This is a genomic window from Haemophilus sp. Marseille-P9675, from assembly GCF_916862695.1.
GTDB lineage: Bacteria > Pseudomonadota > Gammaproteobacteria > Enterobacterales > Pasteurellaceae > Haemophilus > Haemophilus haemolyticus_K.
On sequence record NZ_CAKASP010000001.1, the window covers coordinates 585,865 to 602,122 of the forward strand.

The window sequence follows — 16,258 nt, forward strand, 5'->3', positions numbered from 1 at the left end:
ACTAAAGATAACAGAATGAGCGAATTAACCCAGTTAGCCCAACAAGAAAAAAAACAAACCTATAATTTCAATAAATTACAAAAACGTCTTCGCCGTAATGTAGGCAACGCCATTGCGGATTTTGGGATGATTGAAGATGGGGATAAAGTCATGGTGTGTTTATCCGGAGGAAAAGACAGTTATACGCTTCTCGATATTTTGTTGAATTTACAGCAAAGTGCACCAATTAAATTTGATATTGTGGCGGTGAACCTCGATCAAAAACAACCGGGTTTTCCAGAACACGTATTGCCTGAATATTTAGAAAGCATTGGCGTAGATTACAAAATTGTACAAGAAAATACTTACGGAATTGTGAAAGAAAAAATTCCTGAGGGAAAAACCACCTGTTCACTCTGCTCTCGCCTACGCCGTGGAATTTTATACCGTACTGCCACAGAACTTGGTGCAACCAAAATCGCTTTAGGACACCACCGAGACGATATGTTAGCGACACTATTTTTAAATATGTTTTATGGCGGCAAAATGAAATCCATGCCACCTAAATTGATTTCTGACGATGGTAAACAAATTGTGATTCGTCCGCTTGCTTACTGCAAAGAAAAAGACATTGAAAAATATGCCATCGCGAAAGAATTTCCGATTATTCCTTGTAACCTATGCGGCTCACAACCAAATCTTCAACGCCAAGTCGTAAAAGAAATGCTCAATACTTGGGATCGCCAATATCCGGGACGCTTAGAAACTATGTTCAGCGCAATGCAAAACATTACATTGTCACATATGTGTGATCCGAAATTATTTGATTTCAAGGGAATCAAACATGGACAACTAATTGATGGCATTGAAGGCGATACCGCATTTGATGAAGAACGAATCACGCCAATGCAATTTGAGGACGAAGATCAAACTGATTTTTCAAACAACGAAATGATTAACTTTAAAGAAGTAAATTAATATGTTGAATATCAATGGAATGGAAATTGAAACTGACAAAGATGGTTATTTGCTTAATAGCCAACAATGGAACGAAGATGTCGCTCGAGCTATTGCCCAGGTAGAAAGTATTGAATTAACTGATGCACATTGGGAAGTAATTTACTTCGTGCGAGACTTTTACCAGGAATATAACACATCCCCTGCCATCCGTATGTTGGTAAAAGCAATGGCGGAAAAGCTTGGGGCAGATAAAGGTAATAGCCGTTATCTGCAACGCTTATTTCCTGAAGGCCCCGCAAAACAAGCTACAAAACTAGCAGGCTTGCCAAAACCTGCCAAATGCCTATAAAAGTGCGGTCAATTTTTTGAGAATTTTAAACTCTAGGTTTATTTACGACTGTCTTTTTGTAAGATAATATATAGGCTCTTTTAAACCCTAACTAACAAGGAAATGTTATGAAAATTAGTGCAAGAAACCAATTAAAAGGCAAAGTTGTTTCAATCGAAAACGGTTCAGTAAACGCAATCGTTCACATCGATATCGGTGGCGGTAACGTGCTTTCTTCTACTGTATCTTTAGCAGCAGTTAAAGAATTAAACTTAGAAGTTGGTAAAGAAGCATATGCAATCATCAAAGCAACTTCTGTAATGGTTGGCGTAGAATAATTTCTCCCATAAAGATAGAACTTAATAAGCCGTACTTTTAAAGTGCGGCTTTTTCATATATTTATAATAATGACAAGATAGTTCTTTAAATTTCTATAATGCGATATATTCTAATTTAATTGTAGATAGCCCCAATAATAAAGATTCGGCCATTGCTCGATGGCTTAGTGTAAGTATTTTTTCAACCATCACAATCCTTTCAATTTCACTTAATTTTTTATCATTTAAATAAGCAAAATTAAGCGCAGTTTGCAAAGCGGGTAAACTTGGGTTAAATGCAGCATTTTCCGCATAGCGTCCAGTTACGACATCTCCATCTTTAAATAAAATCGCAATACCGTGTGGACTATGCGAATAAGGACAATGGGATTGGTTAGCGGCTAAAATTGCATGATTTATAAGCGGATCTTGGGAGTCTGCTGCTAAATGATGCTCTTCTTTCGCTAAAAGATGTGTTTCGATATCTAAATCTTTAGGACCAAATGCATCAGGTAAATAAGTATGCAATAAATTATTTTGGCTATGTGGTAAGTGAATTGATAGTTTATCAGCGCCATCTAATTCATTCATAAATTGGCGGCAATGACCACAAGGCGTATAATTCACCACTATATCCGTAATTCGGCTTTCATTACGTAACCAGGCATGACTAATCGCACTTTGCTCCGCATGAATAGTTTGTTGAATCGCTTTTCCTGCAAATTCTTGATTGGCACCAAAATAAAAGTCTCCTTGTTCACCAATCGCTATTGCACCAACATTAAAATGAGAAACTGCTGTATGGCTATAACAGGCCGCAATTGGTAATAAATGTATCGCAAGTTTTAATGGTGTTAATTCAAAATCACGACAAAGTTGTAACACTTGTGAGTGGCTTAAAAAGCCTGCCCAATGTTGTAAACGAAGTGCTTCTACAATCGCTTGATTCATTATATTTTCTTGTGGTAATGCATTTTTAATAAGTTCTTGCATAAATTATCCTTTTTAAAACATCGAAAATACATGTTACTTATTAGAACAAAATTTATTACTTACTGCGAGTGTCTCACTAAATATTCCTTAAAACTGTGATCTGGATCACTTAATTTGATAGATTTAAATTATTACATTTTATTAACATATAGCTAATAACTATCAATTTTATTGAATAGAACAATTTCACAGTATATTTTAAGGACGTATAATGACTCTCAACAAAGGGAGAGCATTAGCTCAAATTATTAACATTGATAGAAGGAAAATACTATGTCAAAAACATCAATAGGCTTAGATAAAGTTCAATCAGCTGAATTAGCAAATAAACTAAATGAATTACTTGCCACCTATCAAGTTTTCTACACAAATGTACGTGGCTACCACTGGAATATTAAAGGTGTAAATTTCTTCGAATTACATGCAAAATTTGAAGAAATTTATACCGATTTAATCACCAAAGTTGATGAAGTTGCAGAACGTATTCTTACATTAGGCTATGTGCCGAATAATGCTTATAGCCAATATTTAGAAGTTTCACGCATTAAAGAAGATATCGCTGTAAGCAATGCACAAGAATGTTTATCAGGTACATTACAAGGCCTAAAAACACTACTAGAACAACAACGTGAAATTCTTATCCTAGCAGGTGAAGCAGATGATGAAGGTACCGCTTCACAAATGAGTGATTACATTAAAGAACAAGAAAAATTAGTGTGGATGTTCCAAGCAGCTTGTCAAACCTGTCATGCTTAATTTATAAAGTTCTATCGAATAAGCCCGCCATTGCGGGCTTTTATTTTTTCTTCTTTATATACTAAAAAGTGCAGTGATTTACCGCACTTTTCTTCTTATTTTTTTCGTTCAACCCATTTTCCATTGGTGAAATCAACAATCCATTTCGTCGCTTTTCCATCTTTTTCAGAAGTCACATATTGTTTCTTCTCTTTACGACTAAAACGAACAATCGCTTCATTCCCTTCAGGATCTTTTTGTGGTGCATCGGCTAAATAAGCTAATTTTTCAGGTAGACGCTCACGATATTGCACAAGTTCAGCGATTTTAACCGGGCGTGTTTCGCGGGATTTCGGGAAGTTATGTGCTGACATAAATACACCACTCGCACCGTCACGCAATACAAAATATGCATCAGATTTTTCGCATTTTAACTCAGGGAAATGTACAGGCTCTTCTTTCGGTGGGGCGACTTCGCCATTTTTCAAAATTTTGCGCGTGTTATCACAATTTGTACATCCCATATACTTGCCAAAACGACCAAGTTTTAAATGCATATCCGCACCGCATTTATCACACTCAACAACAGGGCCATCATAACCTTTAATTTTGAATGAGCCTTCTTCAATCAAATATCCATCACAATTTGGATTATTACCACAAACATGGATTTTACGATGGGCATCGATTATATAGCTGTCCATTGCCGTTCCACATTTTGTACAACGTTTACGATCCATTAATGCTTTGGTTTCCGAAGATTCATCTAAAACGTTCAGTAATTCCGCTTCAGGAATTAAATTAATCGTCGTTTTGCACCGCTCTTTTGGCGGTAATGCATAACCTGTACATCCTAAAAATACCCCTGTACTTGCCGTACGAATTGCCATTTTTCTGCCACAGGTTGGGCATTTAATATCTGTTTCCACAAGGCTATTTGGGCGCATACCGCCTTCAAGTTCATCCAATTCAGCTTTAGAAAGCTGGCTAGAAAAATCCTTGAAGAATTGATTCAATTCAGTTTTCCAATTCACCGAACCAGAGGCGATTTTATCTAAAGTATCTTCCATATTCGCGGTGAAATCGTAATTCATTAATTCACCAAAAGACTCATTGAGGCGATCAGTCACAATTTCGCCCATCTTTTCCGCATAGAAACGACGATTTTCAGTACGAACATAGCCACGTTCTTGGATAGTAGAAATAATTGCCGCGTAAGTAGAAGGACGGCCAATACCACGTTTTTCCAATTCTTTTACTAAAGCCGCTTCAGTAAAACGAGCAGGTGGTTTAGTAAAATGTTGGGTTGGTTGCACTTCTTTTAAGGCAAGTTTTTCTGAAACAGCAACTGAAGGCAATTCTTGATCTTCAGGATTTTTGCCTATCTGTGGCAATACTTTTGTCCAACCATCAAAACGTAAAATTCTGCCTTTTGCTTTCAAAGTATAATCGCCAGCGGTAACGGTCAGCGTGCTACTATCATATTGTGCGGGTGGCATTTGACATGCTAAGAATTGACGCCAAATTAAATCATAAAGGCGTACTGCATCTTTTTCCATCCCCTCTAAAGATTCAGGCAATACGCGAATGTCTGATGGACGAATAGCCTCATGCGCCTCTTGCGCATTTTCTTTACTAGAATAGAAATTTGGTTTTTCTGGTAAATATTGTGCACCAAAATGATTTTCAATATAGCTACGCGCCATATTCAGCGCATCTTGACTCAAATTAGTTGAGTCCGTACGCATATAAGTAATGTAACCCGCTTCATATAAACGTTGGGCTAGCATCATTGTTTTTTTAACACCAAATCCCAAGCGAGTACTTGCAGTTTGTTGAAGCGTTGATGTAATAAATGGTGCTCGAGGGCGAGAACTTGTTGGCTTAGTTTCTAAATCTGTGACAACGTAATCTGAAACATTCAGAAAATTTACCGCACTTTGCGCCTCTTTTTGATTCTTTGGATCAAATTTCTTGCCTTTATAATCCGTGACATCCAAGCGTATAGTTTGTTTATTCTGATTATTCGTAAGGACGGCAACTTCCCAATATTCTTCAGGCTGGAAGGATTTAATTTCACGCTCACGTTCTACTAATAATTTAACCGCAACCGATTGAACTCGACCTGCAGAAAGCCCGCGCGCGACTTTTTTCCAAAGTAACGGAGATACCATAAAGCCCACTACTCTATCTAAAAAACGACGAGTTTGTTGCGCATTAACGCGGTCCATATTTAATTGTTCTGGCTTTTCAAAAGCCTGTTTAATGGCATTTTTAGTGATTTCGTTAAATACTACTCGGCTAAAGCGCTCATCATCACCACCAATCACTTCACGTAAATGCCATGCAATCGCTTCCCCTTCTCTATCCAAGTCGGTTGCGAGATAAATATGATCTGCTTTTTTAGCAAGCGATTTTAATTCGGAAACCACTTTTTCTTTACCAGGCAAAATCTGATAATTTGCTTTCCAATCGTGATAAGGATCAATCCCCATACGTTTAACTAAGGCGTTACGTTCCTTCTCTGCCTTAATCTTTGCTTTTTCTTCGGCATCCATACCTTTGGTTGAAATTGGTTTAGCTTTTTCACCTGTACTAGAACCAACCGTCGGCAAATCACGAATATGTCCAACACTAGATTTCACCACATATTGGCTACCTAAATATTTATTGATGGTCTTTGCTTTTGCCGGCGACTCCACTATCACCAAGGATTTACTCATTTGATTACCTAATATCACTAGAATTTTGTAAAATTGGGGGTATAGTGCAAAGTTATGTAGGCAAAATCAAGCATTTTTTCAAAAAAGGTCTATAAATGGATAAACTCAACGCGATTTCTATTTTCTGCAAAGTCATTGAAACCCAAAGTTTTACATTGGCGGCAAAGCAACAAAATATTTCTGTGGCGATGGCAAGCAAATTAGTTTCACAGCTAGAAGAAAATTTAAAAATACGATTGTTACAACGTACCACCAGAAAAATTATGCCTACTGAAGCAGGAATGATGTATTACCAACGCTGCCAAGGAATTTTACTTGATTTAGATGAGGCTGATTCTAGCATCACTCATCTCACCAGCTCATTACAAGGAAATTTACTTATTTCTGTTCCTCGTGATTTTGGTTTACTTTTCATCGTACCGAATTTACCATTATTTATTGCCAAGCATCCTAATCTACATGTTGAAATTGAGTTTAATGATAAAAAAATTGACCTTGTGGCAGAAGGCTATGATCTTGCATTACGTATCGGCTATATGGCGGACAGTTCTCTTGTATCACGCAAAATTAGCACTACTACACTCCATTTTGCAGCCTCACAAAGCTATCTTGAGGCGAATAGTATTCCACAAACGCCTGATGATTTAGAGCATCACAATGGCTTACTTTATAAAAATGTAATGAATCAAGTGAATTGGGTTGGCTCACGCATAAATCAAACACAACGTTTCAAAATCCAATCCAAAGTGGTAAGCAATAGCGGTTTAGCCTTATTAGAAATGGCAAAAGCAGGACTAGGCATTGTGAATTTACCTAGATTTATTGTTAGTGAATCTCTCGAAAAAGGGGAACTCATCGAAGTATTGCCAGAATATAAACAACAAAAATTAGAAATTCATGTGGTATATCCAAACAGAAGACATTTACCAATAAAAGTGCGGGCATTTATTGAATTTTTATCTGGATTAGGTTTGTGTAATGAGATCTAATTAAATATATAGGCAAATATTACTTGTCCTACGTACTAAAATAACGTCCAAACTGGGGTAACTTCATCCATTAAGGTTAAATTTTTTCCTAATTCAATCCATCCGCAAGGAAAATGAAAATCAGACCCTACTGAACCAACGAATTTAAATTCACCAGCTAATCGTGTAAGCATTTGACGTTGATCCTTTGTTGTACCGCAATCTACCATCTCCATACCATCACCACCCCAGGTTTTAAAATCGGCCATTAACTTACGTACCCATTTCCCTGTCATATTATAGCGTAATGGATGGGCAATAACGGCGATTCCGCCTGCCGCATGAATAGCTTCAATTGCAGTGGGAATATCAGTCCATTGTGATTTAACAAAAGCAGATTGTCCCTGTCCTAAATAACGCTTAAAGGCTTGTCCATCATTTGATACTTTACCAATATGCACTAAATAGCGTGCATAATGTGCGCGTGTAACCTCTCCATTGGCGAATAATTTTGCACCGTTATAAGCATTCGGTATACCTACCTTTTCTAATTTTTTACCAATTTCAATTGCCCTTTTAGCACGTAGTATTTTTTGACTTTCCAAAAGTGCGGTAATTTTTGGATGCATTTTATTAAAATTTAACCCAACGATATGAATTCCGCGCCCCTCCCAGTTGGTTGAAATCTCAACACCTGTAATTAGCTTGATCCCTATTTCTTTTGCCGCTAATTGTGCCTCATCAATGCCATCAACTGTATCATGATCGCATAATGCTAGTACATTTACGCCCTGTTCATGAGCACGTATAACTACTTCACGAGGTGAAAGTACACCATCAGATGCCGTACTATGGCAATGTAAATCAAATATTTTTGTCATTATTTTATATTTCTTATTAATTCCGCAACCAGTTTAGGACCATGATAAATTAGCCCCGAATAAATCTGCAGTAATATTGCCCCAACATTCATTTTAGCTTGTGCATCTGATACGCTATCAATACCACCACAACCAATAATTGGGATACGCCCTTGTAATTCTTCATGTAATCGTTTGATAATGGCTGTACTTTTATGTTGTAAGGGTTTTCCGCTTAATCCACCTTTTTGTTCTGAATATTTTAATCCAGTGACATTGTCACGGGAAATGGTCGTATTTGTGGCAATCACCCCATCGACTTTATGACGGATTAACCCATCTGCAATTTGGACAAGTTCGGCATTATTCAAATCTGGTGCAATTTTCACTACAATAGGTACATACTTATTATATTGTTTAGCTAAGACTGATTGGCGGGATTTAATCTCTTTTAATAAATCATCAAAATAATCACCATATTGTAATTGACGCAAATCTGGCGTATTAGGTGATGAAATATTCACTGTAATATAACCTGCATAATTATAAGCCTTATTTAAACAGAAAATATAATCGTCCTTGCCTCTTTCCAATGGGGTCCATTTATTTTTGCCAATATTAATGCCTATCACTCCCTTATAATGGGTGTTTTTTACATTTTCAATCAGATAATCAATACCTTTATTATTAAACCCATTATGGTTAATGATACCCTCAGCTTCTATTAAACGAAATTGACGAGGCTTTGCGTTACCATCCTGAGCAAATGGTGTTACCGTACCAACTTCAATAAACCCCAGCCCCAGCATGCCGAAACCATCAATTGCCTCACCATTTTTATCCGCTCCTGCCGCTAAACCAATAAGATTAGAAAAATTTATTCCCATTACTGTTTTAGATAAACCTTTCGGCGTATCAATGAGTGATTTAAAAAGTGGATAAAATAATGGATGAGCAGTCATTTTTAAACACTGAAGAGTAAAATCATGGGATTTTTCAGCATCCATTTGGAAAATGGCATATCGAAATAATTTATACATACGCGTTTATCTCTCAGGATAGTTTACTGTAATAAAGAAAGGAGAATTTTTAATAAAGCTTAATCAAGTATATTTTAAGGTTAAGGATAATAAACTGCAAATAAAAAGGGCATATCACTATGCCCTACATAAATTATCTAGTATTAGATTGAACGTTTAACTTCAACCACTTCAAACACTTCGATTTGATCGCCGACTTTTACATCGTTGTAGTTTTTCACGCCGATACCACATTCCATACCGTTACGAACTTCAGATACGTCGTCTTTGAAACGGCGAAGAGATTCTAATTCCCCTTCAAAGATAACGACATTATCACGTAATACACGGATTGGGTTGTTACGTTTCACTACACCTTCGGTTACCATACAACCTGCGATTGCACCAAATTTCGGATGACGGAATACATCACGAACTTCAGCTAAGCCAATAATTTCTTGTTTAAATTCAGGCTCTAACATACCGCTCATTGCAGCTTTAATTTCATTCAACAATTCATAAATGATTGAGTAGTAGCGTAAATCAATGTTTTCCGCTTCAATGACACGACGCGCAGATGCATCAGCACGAACGTTAAAGCCAACAATGATAGCATTAGATGCTGCTGCTAAAGTTGCATCAGTTTCAGTAATACCACCTACACCAGAACCAACCACTTTAACTTTTACTTCATTGGTAGAAAGTTCATTTAACGCTTGAACAATCGCTTCCACAGAGCCTTGTACGTCTGCTTTCACAATGACGTTCAATTCAGCCACATCGCCTTCAGACATATTGCTAAACATATTTTCAAGTTTCGCTTTTTGCTGACGAGCTAATTTCACTTCACGGAATTTACCTTGACGATATAACGCCACTTCACGTGCTTTTTTCTCATCACGTACAACAGTTGCTTCATCACCTGCTGCAGGCACGCCTGAAAGACCTAATAATTCAACTGGAATGGAAGGACCTGCTTCATCCACTTCTTTCCCGTTTTCATCACGCATTGCGCGCACACGGCCATATTCAAAACCACAAAGTACGATGTCACCTTTACGTAGTGTACCTGATTGAACCAAGATAGTTGCCACAGGGCCACGACCTTTATCCAAGTAAGATTCAATTACTACACCACTTGCCATGCCGTCTTTTACAGCGGTCAATTCAAGTACTTCAGATTGAAGTAAGATTGCATCTAATAAATCATCAACCCCTGTACCTTTCTTCGCAGATACTGGAACGAATTGCACATCACCACCGAATTTTTCAGAAATGACATCATGTTGTAATAATTCTTGCTCAACACGGTCTGGGTTTGCTTCTGGTTTATCTATTTTATTTACTGCAACCACTAAAGGCGCGCCCGCTGCTTTAGCGTGTTGAATCGCTTCAATAGTTTGAGGCATTACACCATCATCCGCAGCAACAACAAGAACAACGATATCCGTTGCTTTTGCACCACGTGCACGCATAGAAGTAAACGCAGCGTGTCCCGGGGTATCCAAGAAGGTGATCATTTTGCCATCATCCATTTCTACGTGATACGCACCGATATGTTGAGTAATACCACCCGCTTCGCCTGCTGCCACTTTCGCTTTACGAATATAGTCAAGTAAAGAGGTTTTACCATGGTCAACGTGACCCATGATGGTTACAACTGGCGCACGCGTTACTTTTTCTGCGTTTACATCGCGATCGCCTAATACAGCTTCTTCAAGCTCATTTTCGTTGCGAAGAATCACTTTATGACCAAGTTCTTCCGCTACTAATTGAGCGGTTTCTTGGTCGATAACTTGGTTGATAGTAACCATTTCGCCCATCTTCATCATCGTTTTGATGATTTCAGTCGCTTTTACAGCCATCTTATTCGCTAATTCAGCAACGGTGATGGTTTCACCAATGACAACATCCGCTTTTACAGCTTGAACTGGTTTAGTAAAGGCTTGTTGAAGTGCGGCACCTTTTTTGCCGTTTTTACCTTTACCAAACTTAGCGTCTTTTTGATTTTTACGATTAGATTCGCGCTCGTTTTTCGAGTTTTTGCTATTTTCATCGTCGCGACCGCCTTTTTTCGCTTTCGCTACCTTATTTTTGCCACGGCCACGATTTTCGTTACGACGATCTTCTTCATCTTCTGCTTCAAGTGCATATCTTGAACTTAAGTTGTAATCAGAATAGTCCTCTGAAGAAGATTCATTGTCTGAATCATCTGCTTCAGCATAACGTTTCGCTTCTTCTGCTGCACGGCGAGCTTGTTCTTCAGCTTTTTGACGAGCTAATTCTTCAGCTTTACGACGAAGTTCTGCTTCTTCTGCTTTACGTTTCTCTTTTTCAGGATCAGCAGATTTAGCTTTAGAATCTACCGAACTTTTTGCAGGCTTAGCTGTTTCTGCTTTCGCTTTTTCAGCTTTTTCAGCTTTTTCATCAGCTTCTTTCTTAGCTGCCGCTTTTTCAGCTTCTAAACGAGCTTTTTCTTCTGCCGCTTTTTGTTCAGCAATTTTTTTCGCTTCCGCTTCTTGCTGTGCTTTTAATTTTGCTTCTTCTTGTTGAGCAATATCAGTTTTTACTGTGCGTTTTTTACGTACTTCTACTTGCACTTCTTTGCTTTTACCACCGGTTGTGGTGCTGCTCACTGTTGTTTTTGTTCTGCGTTGAATACTTAATTTTTTTGGCGCATCAGCCTTAACATCTTCAGTCATTACTACTCTCCTTATTCTTCGCCAAACCAACAGATATTACGTGCAGCCATAATTAAATCTGCTGCCTGTTCTGCTGTTAATTCTTCAATATCTGCTAAATCATCTACACCCTGTTCGGCGAGTTCTTCGAGAGTAGTAATTTGTTTTTCAGCTAATTTGAATGCTACATGGCGATTCATACCATCTAAATTCAATAAGCGATCTTCAATATTTGCTTTTTTCAATGCTTCTTCTTCAGCAACCGCTGCGGCTGTAATCGCATTTTTAGCGCGAGTTTGAAGTTCTTCTACAAGATCTTCATCTTCTAAACCATCGATTGCAGTCAATTCATTCATTGGCACATAAGCAATTTCTTCTAAACTTGTGAAGCCTTCTTCTACAAGGATTTGTGCAAATTCTTCATCAAGTTCTAATGCGTTAATAAATAAGTTTAACACTTTGTTATCTTCTGCTTGATGTTTTGCATTTAATTCATCAGTAGTCATTACGTTTAGTGTCCAACCCGTTAATTGTGTTGCTAAACGCACGTTTTGACCATTACGACCAATTGCTTGTGCCAGGTTAGCTGCTTCAACTGCAATATCCATAGAATGATTATCTTCATCAACGATAATAGAAGACACATCAGCTGGTGCCATTGCATTGATCACGAATTGTGCCGGATTATCATCCCAAAGCACGATATCAACGCGCTCACCACCAAGTTCATTGGTAATGGCTTGAACTCGCGCACCACGCATACCTACACAAGCGCCAACTGGGTCAATACGTTTATCGTTTGATTTCACAGCAATTTTAGCGCGAGAGCCAGGATCGCGAGCCGCACCGCGAATTTCAATCATTTCCTCGCCAATTTCAGGCACTTCAATACGGAATAATTCAATCAACATTTCTGGTTTAGAACGCGTCACAAATAATTGTGCATTTTTGCCTTCAGGGTTCACTTTATAAAGCACACCACGTACGCGGTCACCCGGACGGAAATTTTCACGAGGAAGCATATCTTCACGGGCAATAATGGCTTCTGCTTTATTTCCTAAATCTAGGATAATATTATCACGAGTAACTTTTTTCACCGTACCAGTTACAATTTTACCTTCTTCTGAACGGAATTGTTCAACCACTTTCTCACGCTCTGCTTCACGAATTTTAGTGCTAATGACCTGACGTGCTGTTTGCATTGCAATACGATCAAATGCGATAGATTCGATTTGATCTTCTACATAATCGCCAATTTGAAGATTTGGATCTTCAAATTGTGCCGCTTCTAAAGTGATTTCTTTAGTTGGTACTTTGACTTCATCAACAATTAACCAACGGCGGAAAGTATCAAAATCACCTGTTTTTGGATTGATTGACACTCGGATATCAATTTCGTATTCATATTTTTTCTTGGTTGAGAGCGCAATAGCACTTTCTAACGCTTCAAAAATTTTCTCACGAGGTAATAACTTTTCATTGGATACGGCTTCTGCCGCTAGTAAAATCTCTTTACTCATTTTTTCTTTTACTCCTTTTAAAATTTTGCAACAACATTCGCTTTTTGAATGTTACCAAAGACTAAAACTTGTTCCTGTCCATCAACGATTAAAGTAACCATATCGTTTTCAATACGCTCTAACTTACCTTGCCATTTACGGCGTTCCATCACTGGAATTCGCAAATGCACCGCGATATCTTGCCCAATATAGCGTTCAAATTGTGGCAAGGTAAATAACGGACGATCTAAACCTGGTGACGACACCTCTAGATTGTATTTATCTGCAATTGGATCTTCCACGTCTAAAATTGCGCTCACTTGACGACTTACATCAGCACAATCATCGACAGTTACGCCACCTTCTTTATCAATAAATAAACGCACAGTCATAAAACGGCCTGTACGTTGACATTCAATGCCCCAAAGTTCACAGCCTAAATCCTCTACTGCGCCTTGTAGCATTTCTTGTAAATTTTGTTCTAATGTAGCCAATTTCTACTCCTATACTGTAGTGTCGGTTTTTAGTCAAAATAACTTCTTTTGATTAATCTAAAAACTTCTACAAAAAATTTTAGGCATAAAAAAAGGGTTAGGTTCACAGGAACCTAAGCCCAGTTTTTATTAAATTTCTTATAGAAAAAAACCCCAAAACTGGGGTTCTTTTACTGAACTTATTATTGGTTGCGGGGGCCGGATTTGAACCGACGGCCTTCGGGTTATGAGCCCGACGAGCTACCAAGCTGCTCCACCCCGCGTCCGAAATATGAGGGTTATTATAGTGATAAAAATTTAAAATGCAAGAAGTTTTACTAAGTTCCTTAAAAACTTTGTCAAAACTTACCGCACTTTCCATCATCACTAAAATCGAATACCAGAGCCAATCCCTAGTCCTAATCCAACACTGTTACTTCCGCCACCAGCGCTGACGCCACCACCTACAGTACAAGCCGCTAATATGCTTGATAATACAATAATAAAAAGTGTTTTCTTCATCATTTTTCCTTTATTAATAAAATCTCAAATAAGCGATAAACTGCAATTAGATCTTTCTTTGCAAGAGGTTTAAAAGGCAGTAAAAGATAATAAACCCAGCGAAAACGGTTCAAAAATACGATCATATTCTGCCAATTTTCTACTCTACAATGAGCTTGATAATACAATGCCACTTTTTGAATAAAATCGTCTGAAATATCTTCTTCTCGACATAAACTATCAAAGAAAAATAGCATATCTCGAACGATTAACCAATCTTGATTTTGATTACTTGAACGAGATTCAAAATCAAGAAAAGTAACTTTTCCCTTATCCCAAGTAATATCTCGAATAGCAGGACGGCCATGTACCAGATTTTTAGCATGTAAATTAATCAAAGCGAGACAAGCATCATAAATGATAGAAAATTTTTGCTGATTATTTGTACTCTTATCACATAACCATTGTGATAAAGTGATTCCCACATCTTCCAATACAAAAAAATCCTCATTATGATAAGAGACTTTTGGTACAGGTGCTTTTTTTTCAGCAAGATTCAACAAAGTTTGTAGTTCATTTTTAAAAGATTGCTTCGGATACGGTTTCAATAGCAGCCAAATCCCCTTCAACTTTTCAGGTTGCTTCAACCAGAATTTTTTGCCTTCATAGTGAAAAGGATAAATTCGTTCACCACGATGCTCTATAACTAATTGATTAACATATTGCCTAAACTCATGACTCATAACTACATCACTCTATTACTATTTATGGTATATTTGTCCACCATTTTTATTTTGCTTTTAACTAAAATATGAAAAAAATTAAATTATTATTTCTTACGTTAACGTCTATTTTAGCGGTATCCCCTAATATATCGGCCTCACCTTTTTCAATAACTGAATCTCAAATCAATCAATATCTACAAGAAAAAGGAGCTATTGCGGATAAATTTGGCTTACCAGGATTATTTTTTCTTGATTATCAAGTAAGAAATTTGAGTACTAAAATTGGGCAAGCTAATAATAAACGCGTAGAAATGAGCGGTACTTTAGAAGGTTTATTTCAATTTGGCAATAAAAAATTGCCAGGAAAATTAAATCTGACCTTCGATACAGTTCCTTATTATAACCCCGAAGAAGGTGCCCTTTATTTAAAGGAGATGCGTATTTTACATTGGTCAGGAGAACCACAACAATATATGCAACAAATGCAAGCAATCATGCCTTTTTTAAATGAGAATGTCGCTAAATTACTGGAGCATATTCCGGTTTATACATTAGATAAAAACAATATGCGTGATGTCTTTATCAAAAAATTTGCAAAAAAGATTTTAATTGAACAAGGTAAACTTACATTGGATACAGGAATTTTTTAAATAATAAGTAGCACTCTTTATTGAGAATTTATTTAACTAATTCCGTTTTCATATACATCAAACGTTCAATATTTGTTAAATAATGCCCTAATTCCTGTTCTTCTGGTTTATGTAAATAGGGTATTTGTCCTAATAGAGGTGCCTCAATATGCTTCTCTAAAAGACTAATTATTTCAGCATAATGACCTAATAAAGGATTAACACGATTGGCTACCCATCCTAATAAAGGTACGCCTAGCTGTTGAATTGCTTGAACTGTCAATAAAGCATGATTAACACAACCGTCTTTAATTCCCACCACAAGCACTAAAGGCATTTTATGGGAAACAATCCAATCTGCAAAACTTTTTTCTTCTGACATCGGAGTCATTAATCCAAAGGATCCCTCTACCGCAACAGACTGATACTGGGAAGTTAAACGCATAAGATCCTGATTGATCTTCTCTAACTTAATTCTCGTTCTATCTTCTGTAAGCATCGGAAAACGATGAGTAAATGTATAGCTATTAATATCTTGATACTTTACATCCTGATTTGTTGAAGCCATCAATGTTAAAACATCAGAATTGCTGAAACTGTCATAATCTGAATCATTTTTCTCAACTTGAACGGTAGGATAAACCCCCTCCTCTCCACAGCAGGCAATAGGTTTATATCCTACTATTTGAACACCCTTATTTTGTAAGGCTTGTATAATTGCTCGACAAGCAGTGGTTTTTCCCACATTTGTATCAGTCCCCGCAACAAAAAAGCTACTCATTTCGTTCTCCTTAAAAAAAGTGCGGGCGATTTTAAAAGAATTTTTGAAGAAAGAAATTGAGGTAACGCAAACTTTTGCTTTTTAGAT

At 37.3% G+C, this 16,258-nt stretch carries 16 protein-coding genes and 1 tRNA gene; 6 read left to right on the forward strand and 11 right to left on the reverse strand.

The window, feature by feature from the left end; genetic code table 11:
• The first annotated feature begins 15 nt into the window (after positions 1 to 15).
• The 3 genes from ttcA to LIX50_RS02885 all read left to right on the forward strand — a co-directional run bounded on the left by ttcA (position 16) and on the right by LIX50_RS02885 (position 1,605).
• Positions 16 to 957, forward strand: coding sequence for a tRNA 2-thiocytidine(32) synthetase TtcA (gene ttcA, locus LIX50_RS02875; protein ID WP_005634611.1), 942 nt, complete (start codon positions 16 to 18; stop codon positions 955 to 957).
• Between the two features lies 1 nt (position 958).
• Complete coding sequence (locus tag LIX50_RS02880) at positions 959 to 1,288, forward strand: TusE/DsrC/DsvC family sulfur relay protein (RefSeq protein ID WP_048953187.1); 330 nt, start codon at positions 959 to 961, stop codon at positions 1,286 to 1,288.
• Positions 1,289 to 1,395: 107 nt separating this feature from the next.
• Positions 1,396 to 1,605: a TOBE domain-containing protein gene (locus tag LIX50_RS02885; RefSeq protein ID WP_005631673.1), complete on the forward strand. Its 210-nt coding sequence runs from the start codon at positions 1,396 to 1,398 to the stop codon at positions 1,603 to 1,605.
• 93 nt (positions 1,606 to 1,698) lie between these two features.
• Here LIX50_RS02885 and cdd read toward each other — a convergent pair whose 3' ends face one another.
• Positions 1,699 to 2,577: a cytidine deaminase gene (gene cdd, locus LIX50_RS02890; protein WP_048953186.1), complete on the reverse strand. Its 879-nt coding sequence runs from the start codon at positions 2,575 to 2,577 to the stop codon at positions 1,699 to 1,701.
• A gap of 273 nt (positions 2,578 to 2,850) precedes the next feature.
• On the opposite strand from cdd, the gene LIX50_RS02895 reads away from it, so the two are divergent.
• The gene (locus LIX50_RS02895; RefSeq protein WP_048953185.1) at positions 2,851 to 3,333 is read left to right on the forward strand and encodes a Dps family protein; all 483 of its coding nucleotides are present in this window, start codon (positions 2,851 to 2,853) and stop codon (positions 3,331 to 3,333) included.
• 95 nt (positions 3,334 to 3,428) lie between these two features.
• On the opposite strand, the gene topA is transcribed toward LIX50_RS02895, so the two are convergent.
• On the reverse strand, positions 3,429 to 6,035 hold the full coding sequence (gene topA, locus LIX50_RS02900; protein ID WP_048953184.1) for a type I DNA topoisomerase: 2,607 nt from the start codon (positions 6,033 to 6,035) through the stop codon (positions 3,429 to 3,431).
• 95 nt (positions 6,036 to 6,130) lie between these two features.
• Here topA and LIX50_RS02905 point away from each other — a divergent pair, with 95 nt between their 5' ends.
• Positions 6,131 to 7,024 (forward strand): LysR family transcriptional regulator, encoded by an 894-nt coding sequence (locus LIX50_RS02905; RefSeq protein ID WP_048953183.1) that lies wholly within the window; start codon positions 6,131 to 6,133, stop codon positions 7,022 to 7,024.
• Between the two features lie 35 nt (positions 7,025 to 7,059).
• On the opposite strand, the gene LIX50_RS02910 is transcribed toward LIX50_RS02905, so the two are convergent.
• The 8 genes from LIX50_RS02910 to LIX50_RS02940 all read right to left on the reverse strand — a co-directional run bounded on the left by LIX50_RS02910 (position 7,060) and on the right by LIX50_RS02940 (position 14,779).
• Positions 7,060 to 7,884: a PHP domain-containing protein gene (locus tag LIX50_RS02910; protein WP_048953182.1), complete on the reverse strand. Its 825-nt coding sequence runs from the start codon at positions 7,882 to 7,884 to the stop codon at positions 7,060 to 7,062.
• Positions 7,884 to 8,903: a quinone-dependent dihydroorotate dehydrogenase gene (gene pyrD, locus LIX50_RS02915; protein ID WP_226385865.1), complete on the reverse strand. Its 1,020-nt coding sequence runs from the start codon at positions 8,901 to 8,903 to the stop codon at positions 7,884 to 7,886. Before pyrD ends, LIX50_RS02910 begins: the two co-directional genes overlap by 1 nt.
• Before the next feature lie 143 nt (positions 8,904 to 9,046).
• Positions 9,047 to 11,584, reverse strand: a complete 2,538-nt coding sequence (gene infB, locus LIX50_RS02920; RefSeq protein WP_048953180.1) for a translation initiation factor IF-2 — start codon at positions 11,582 to 11,584, stop codon at positions 9,047 to 9,049.
• A gap of 11 nt (positions 11,585 to 11,595) precedes the next feature.
• Entirely contained in the window at positions 11,596 to 13,083 is a 1,488-nt protein-coding gene (gene nusA, locus LIX50_RS02925) for a transcription termination factor NusA (RefSeq protein ID WP_048953179.1), read from the reverse strand.
• 17 nt (positions 13,084 to 13,100) lie between these two features.
• On the reverse strand, positions 13,101 to 13,556 hold the full coding sequence (gene rimP, locus LIX50_RS02930) for a ribosome maturation factor RimP (protein WP_048953178.1): 456 nt from the start codon (positions 13,554 to 13,556) through the stop codon (positions 13,101 to 13,103).
• Positions 13,557 to 13,742: 186 nt separating this feature from the next.
• A tRNA-Met gene (locus tag LIX50_RS02935) sits at positions 13,743 to 13,819 on the reverse strand.
• Positions 13,820 to 13,922: 103 nt separating this feature from the next.
• Positions 13,923 to 14,057, reverse strand: coding sequence for a hypothetical protein (locus LIX50_RS09505; protein WP_048953268.1), 135 nt, complete (start codon positions 14,055 to 14,057; stop codon positions 13,923 to 13,925).
• A complete protein-coding gene (locus LIX50_RS02940; RefSeq protein WP_048953267.1) occupies positions 14,057 to 14,779 on the reverse strand; it encodes a hypothetical protein in 723 nt (240 codons plus the stop codon). The genes LIX50_RS09505 and LIX50_RS02940 overlap by 1 nt, the downstream gene beginning before the upstream one ends.
• A 68-nt stretch (positions 14,780 to 14,847) precedes the next feature.
• Between LIX50_RS02940 and LIX50_RS02945 the strand changes: the two genes are divergently transcribed.
• Positions 14,848 to 15,411, forward strand: a complete 564-nt coding sequence (locus tag LIX50_RS02945; protein WP_048953266.1) for a DUF1439 domain-containing protein — start codon at positions 14,848 to 14,850, stop codon at positions 15,409 to 15,411.
• Positions 15,412 to 15,439: 28 nt separating this feature from the next.
• On the opposite strand, the gene bioD is transcribed toward LIX50_RS02945, so the two are convergent.
• Entirely contained in the window at positions 15,440 to 16,171 is a 732-nt protein-coding gene (bioD, locus tag LIX50_RS02950; protein WP_048953265.1) for a dethiobiotin synthase, read from the reverse strand.
• Positions 16,172 to 16,258: the final 87 nt, after the last annotated feature.

Excerpts from the sequence above, each read along its gene's own strand:
- ttcA (WP_005634611.1), top strand. The coding sequence starts at position 16 with ATGAGCGAATTAACCCAGTTAGCCCAACAAGAAAAAAAACAAACCTAT.
- LIX50_RS02880 (WP_048953187.1), top strand. The coding sequence starts at position 959 with ATGTTGAATATCAATGGAATGGAAATTGAAACTGACAAAGATGGTTAT.
- LIX50_RS02885 (WP_005631673.1), top strand. The coding sequence starts at position 1,396 with ATGAAAATTAGTGCAAGAAACCAATTAAAAGGCAAAGTTGTTTCAATC.
- cdd (WP_048953186.1), bottom strand. The coding sequence starts at position 2,577 with ATGCAAGAACTTATTAAAAATGCATTACCACAAGAAAATATAATGAAT.
- LIX50_RS02895 (WP_048953185.1), top strand. The coding sequence starts at position 2,851 with ATGTCAAAAACATCAATAGGCTTAGATAAAGTTCAATCAGCTGAATTA.
- topA (WP_048953184.1), bottom strand. The coding sequence starts at position 6,035 with ATGAGTAAATCCTTGGTGATAGTGGAGTCGCCGGCAAAAGCAAAGACC.
- LIX50_RS02905 (WP_048953183.1), top strand. The coding sequence starts at position 6,131 with ATGGATAAACTCAACGCGATTTCTATTTTCTGCAAAGTCATTGAAACC.
- LIX50_RS02910 (WP_048953182.1), bottom strand. The coding sequence starts at position 7,884 with ATGACAAAAATATTTGATTTACATTGCCATAGTACGGCATCTGATGGT.
- pyrD (WP_226385865.1), bottom strand. The coding sequence starts at position 8,903 with ATGTATAAATTATTTCGATATGCCATTTTCCAAATGGATGCTGAAAAA.
- infB (WP_048953180.1), bottom strand. The coding sequence starts at position 11,584 with ATGACTGAAGATGTTAAGGCTGATGCGCCAAAAAAATTAAGTATTCAA.
- nusA (WP_048953179.1), bottom strand. The coding sequence starts at position 13,083 with ATGAGTAAAGAGATTTTACTAGCGGCAGAAGCCGTATCCAATGAAAAG.
- LIX50_RS09505 (WP_048953268.1), bottom strand. The coding sequence starts at position 14,057 with ATGAAGAAAACACTTTTTATTATTGTATTATCAAGCATATTAGCGGCT.
- LIX50_RS02940 (WP_048953267.1), bottom strand. The coding sequence starts at position 14,779 with ATGAGTCATGAGTTTAGGCAATATGTTAATCAATTAGTTATAGAGCAT.
- LIX50_RS02945 (WP_048953266.1), top strand. The coding sequence starts at position 14,848 with ATGAAAAAAATTAAATTATTATTTCTTACGTTAACGTCTATTTTAGCG.
- bioD (WP_048953265.1), bottom strand. The coding sequence starts at position 16,171 with ATGAGTAGCTTTTTTGTTGCGGGGACTGATACAAATGTGGGAAAAACC.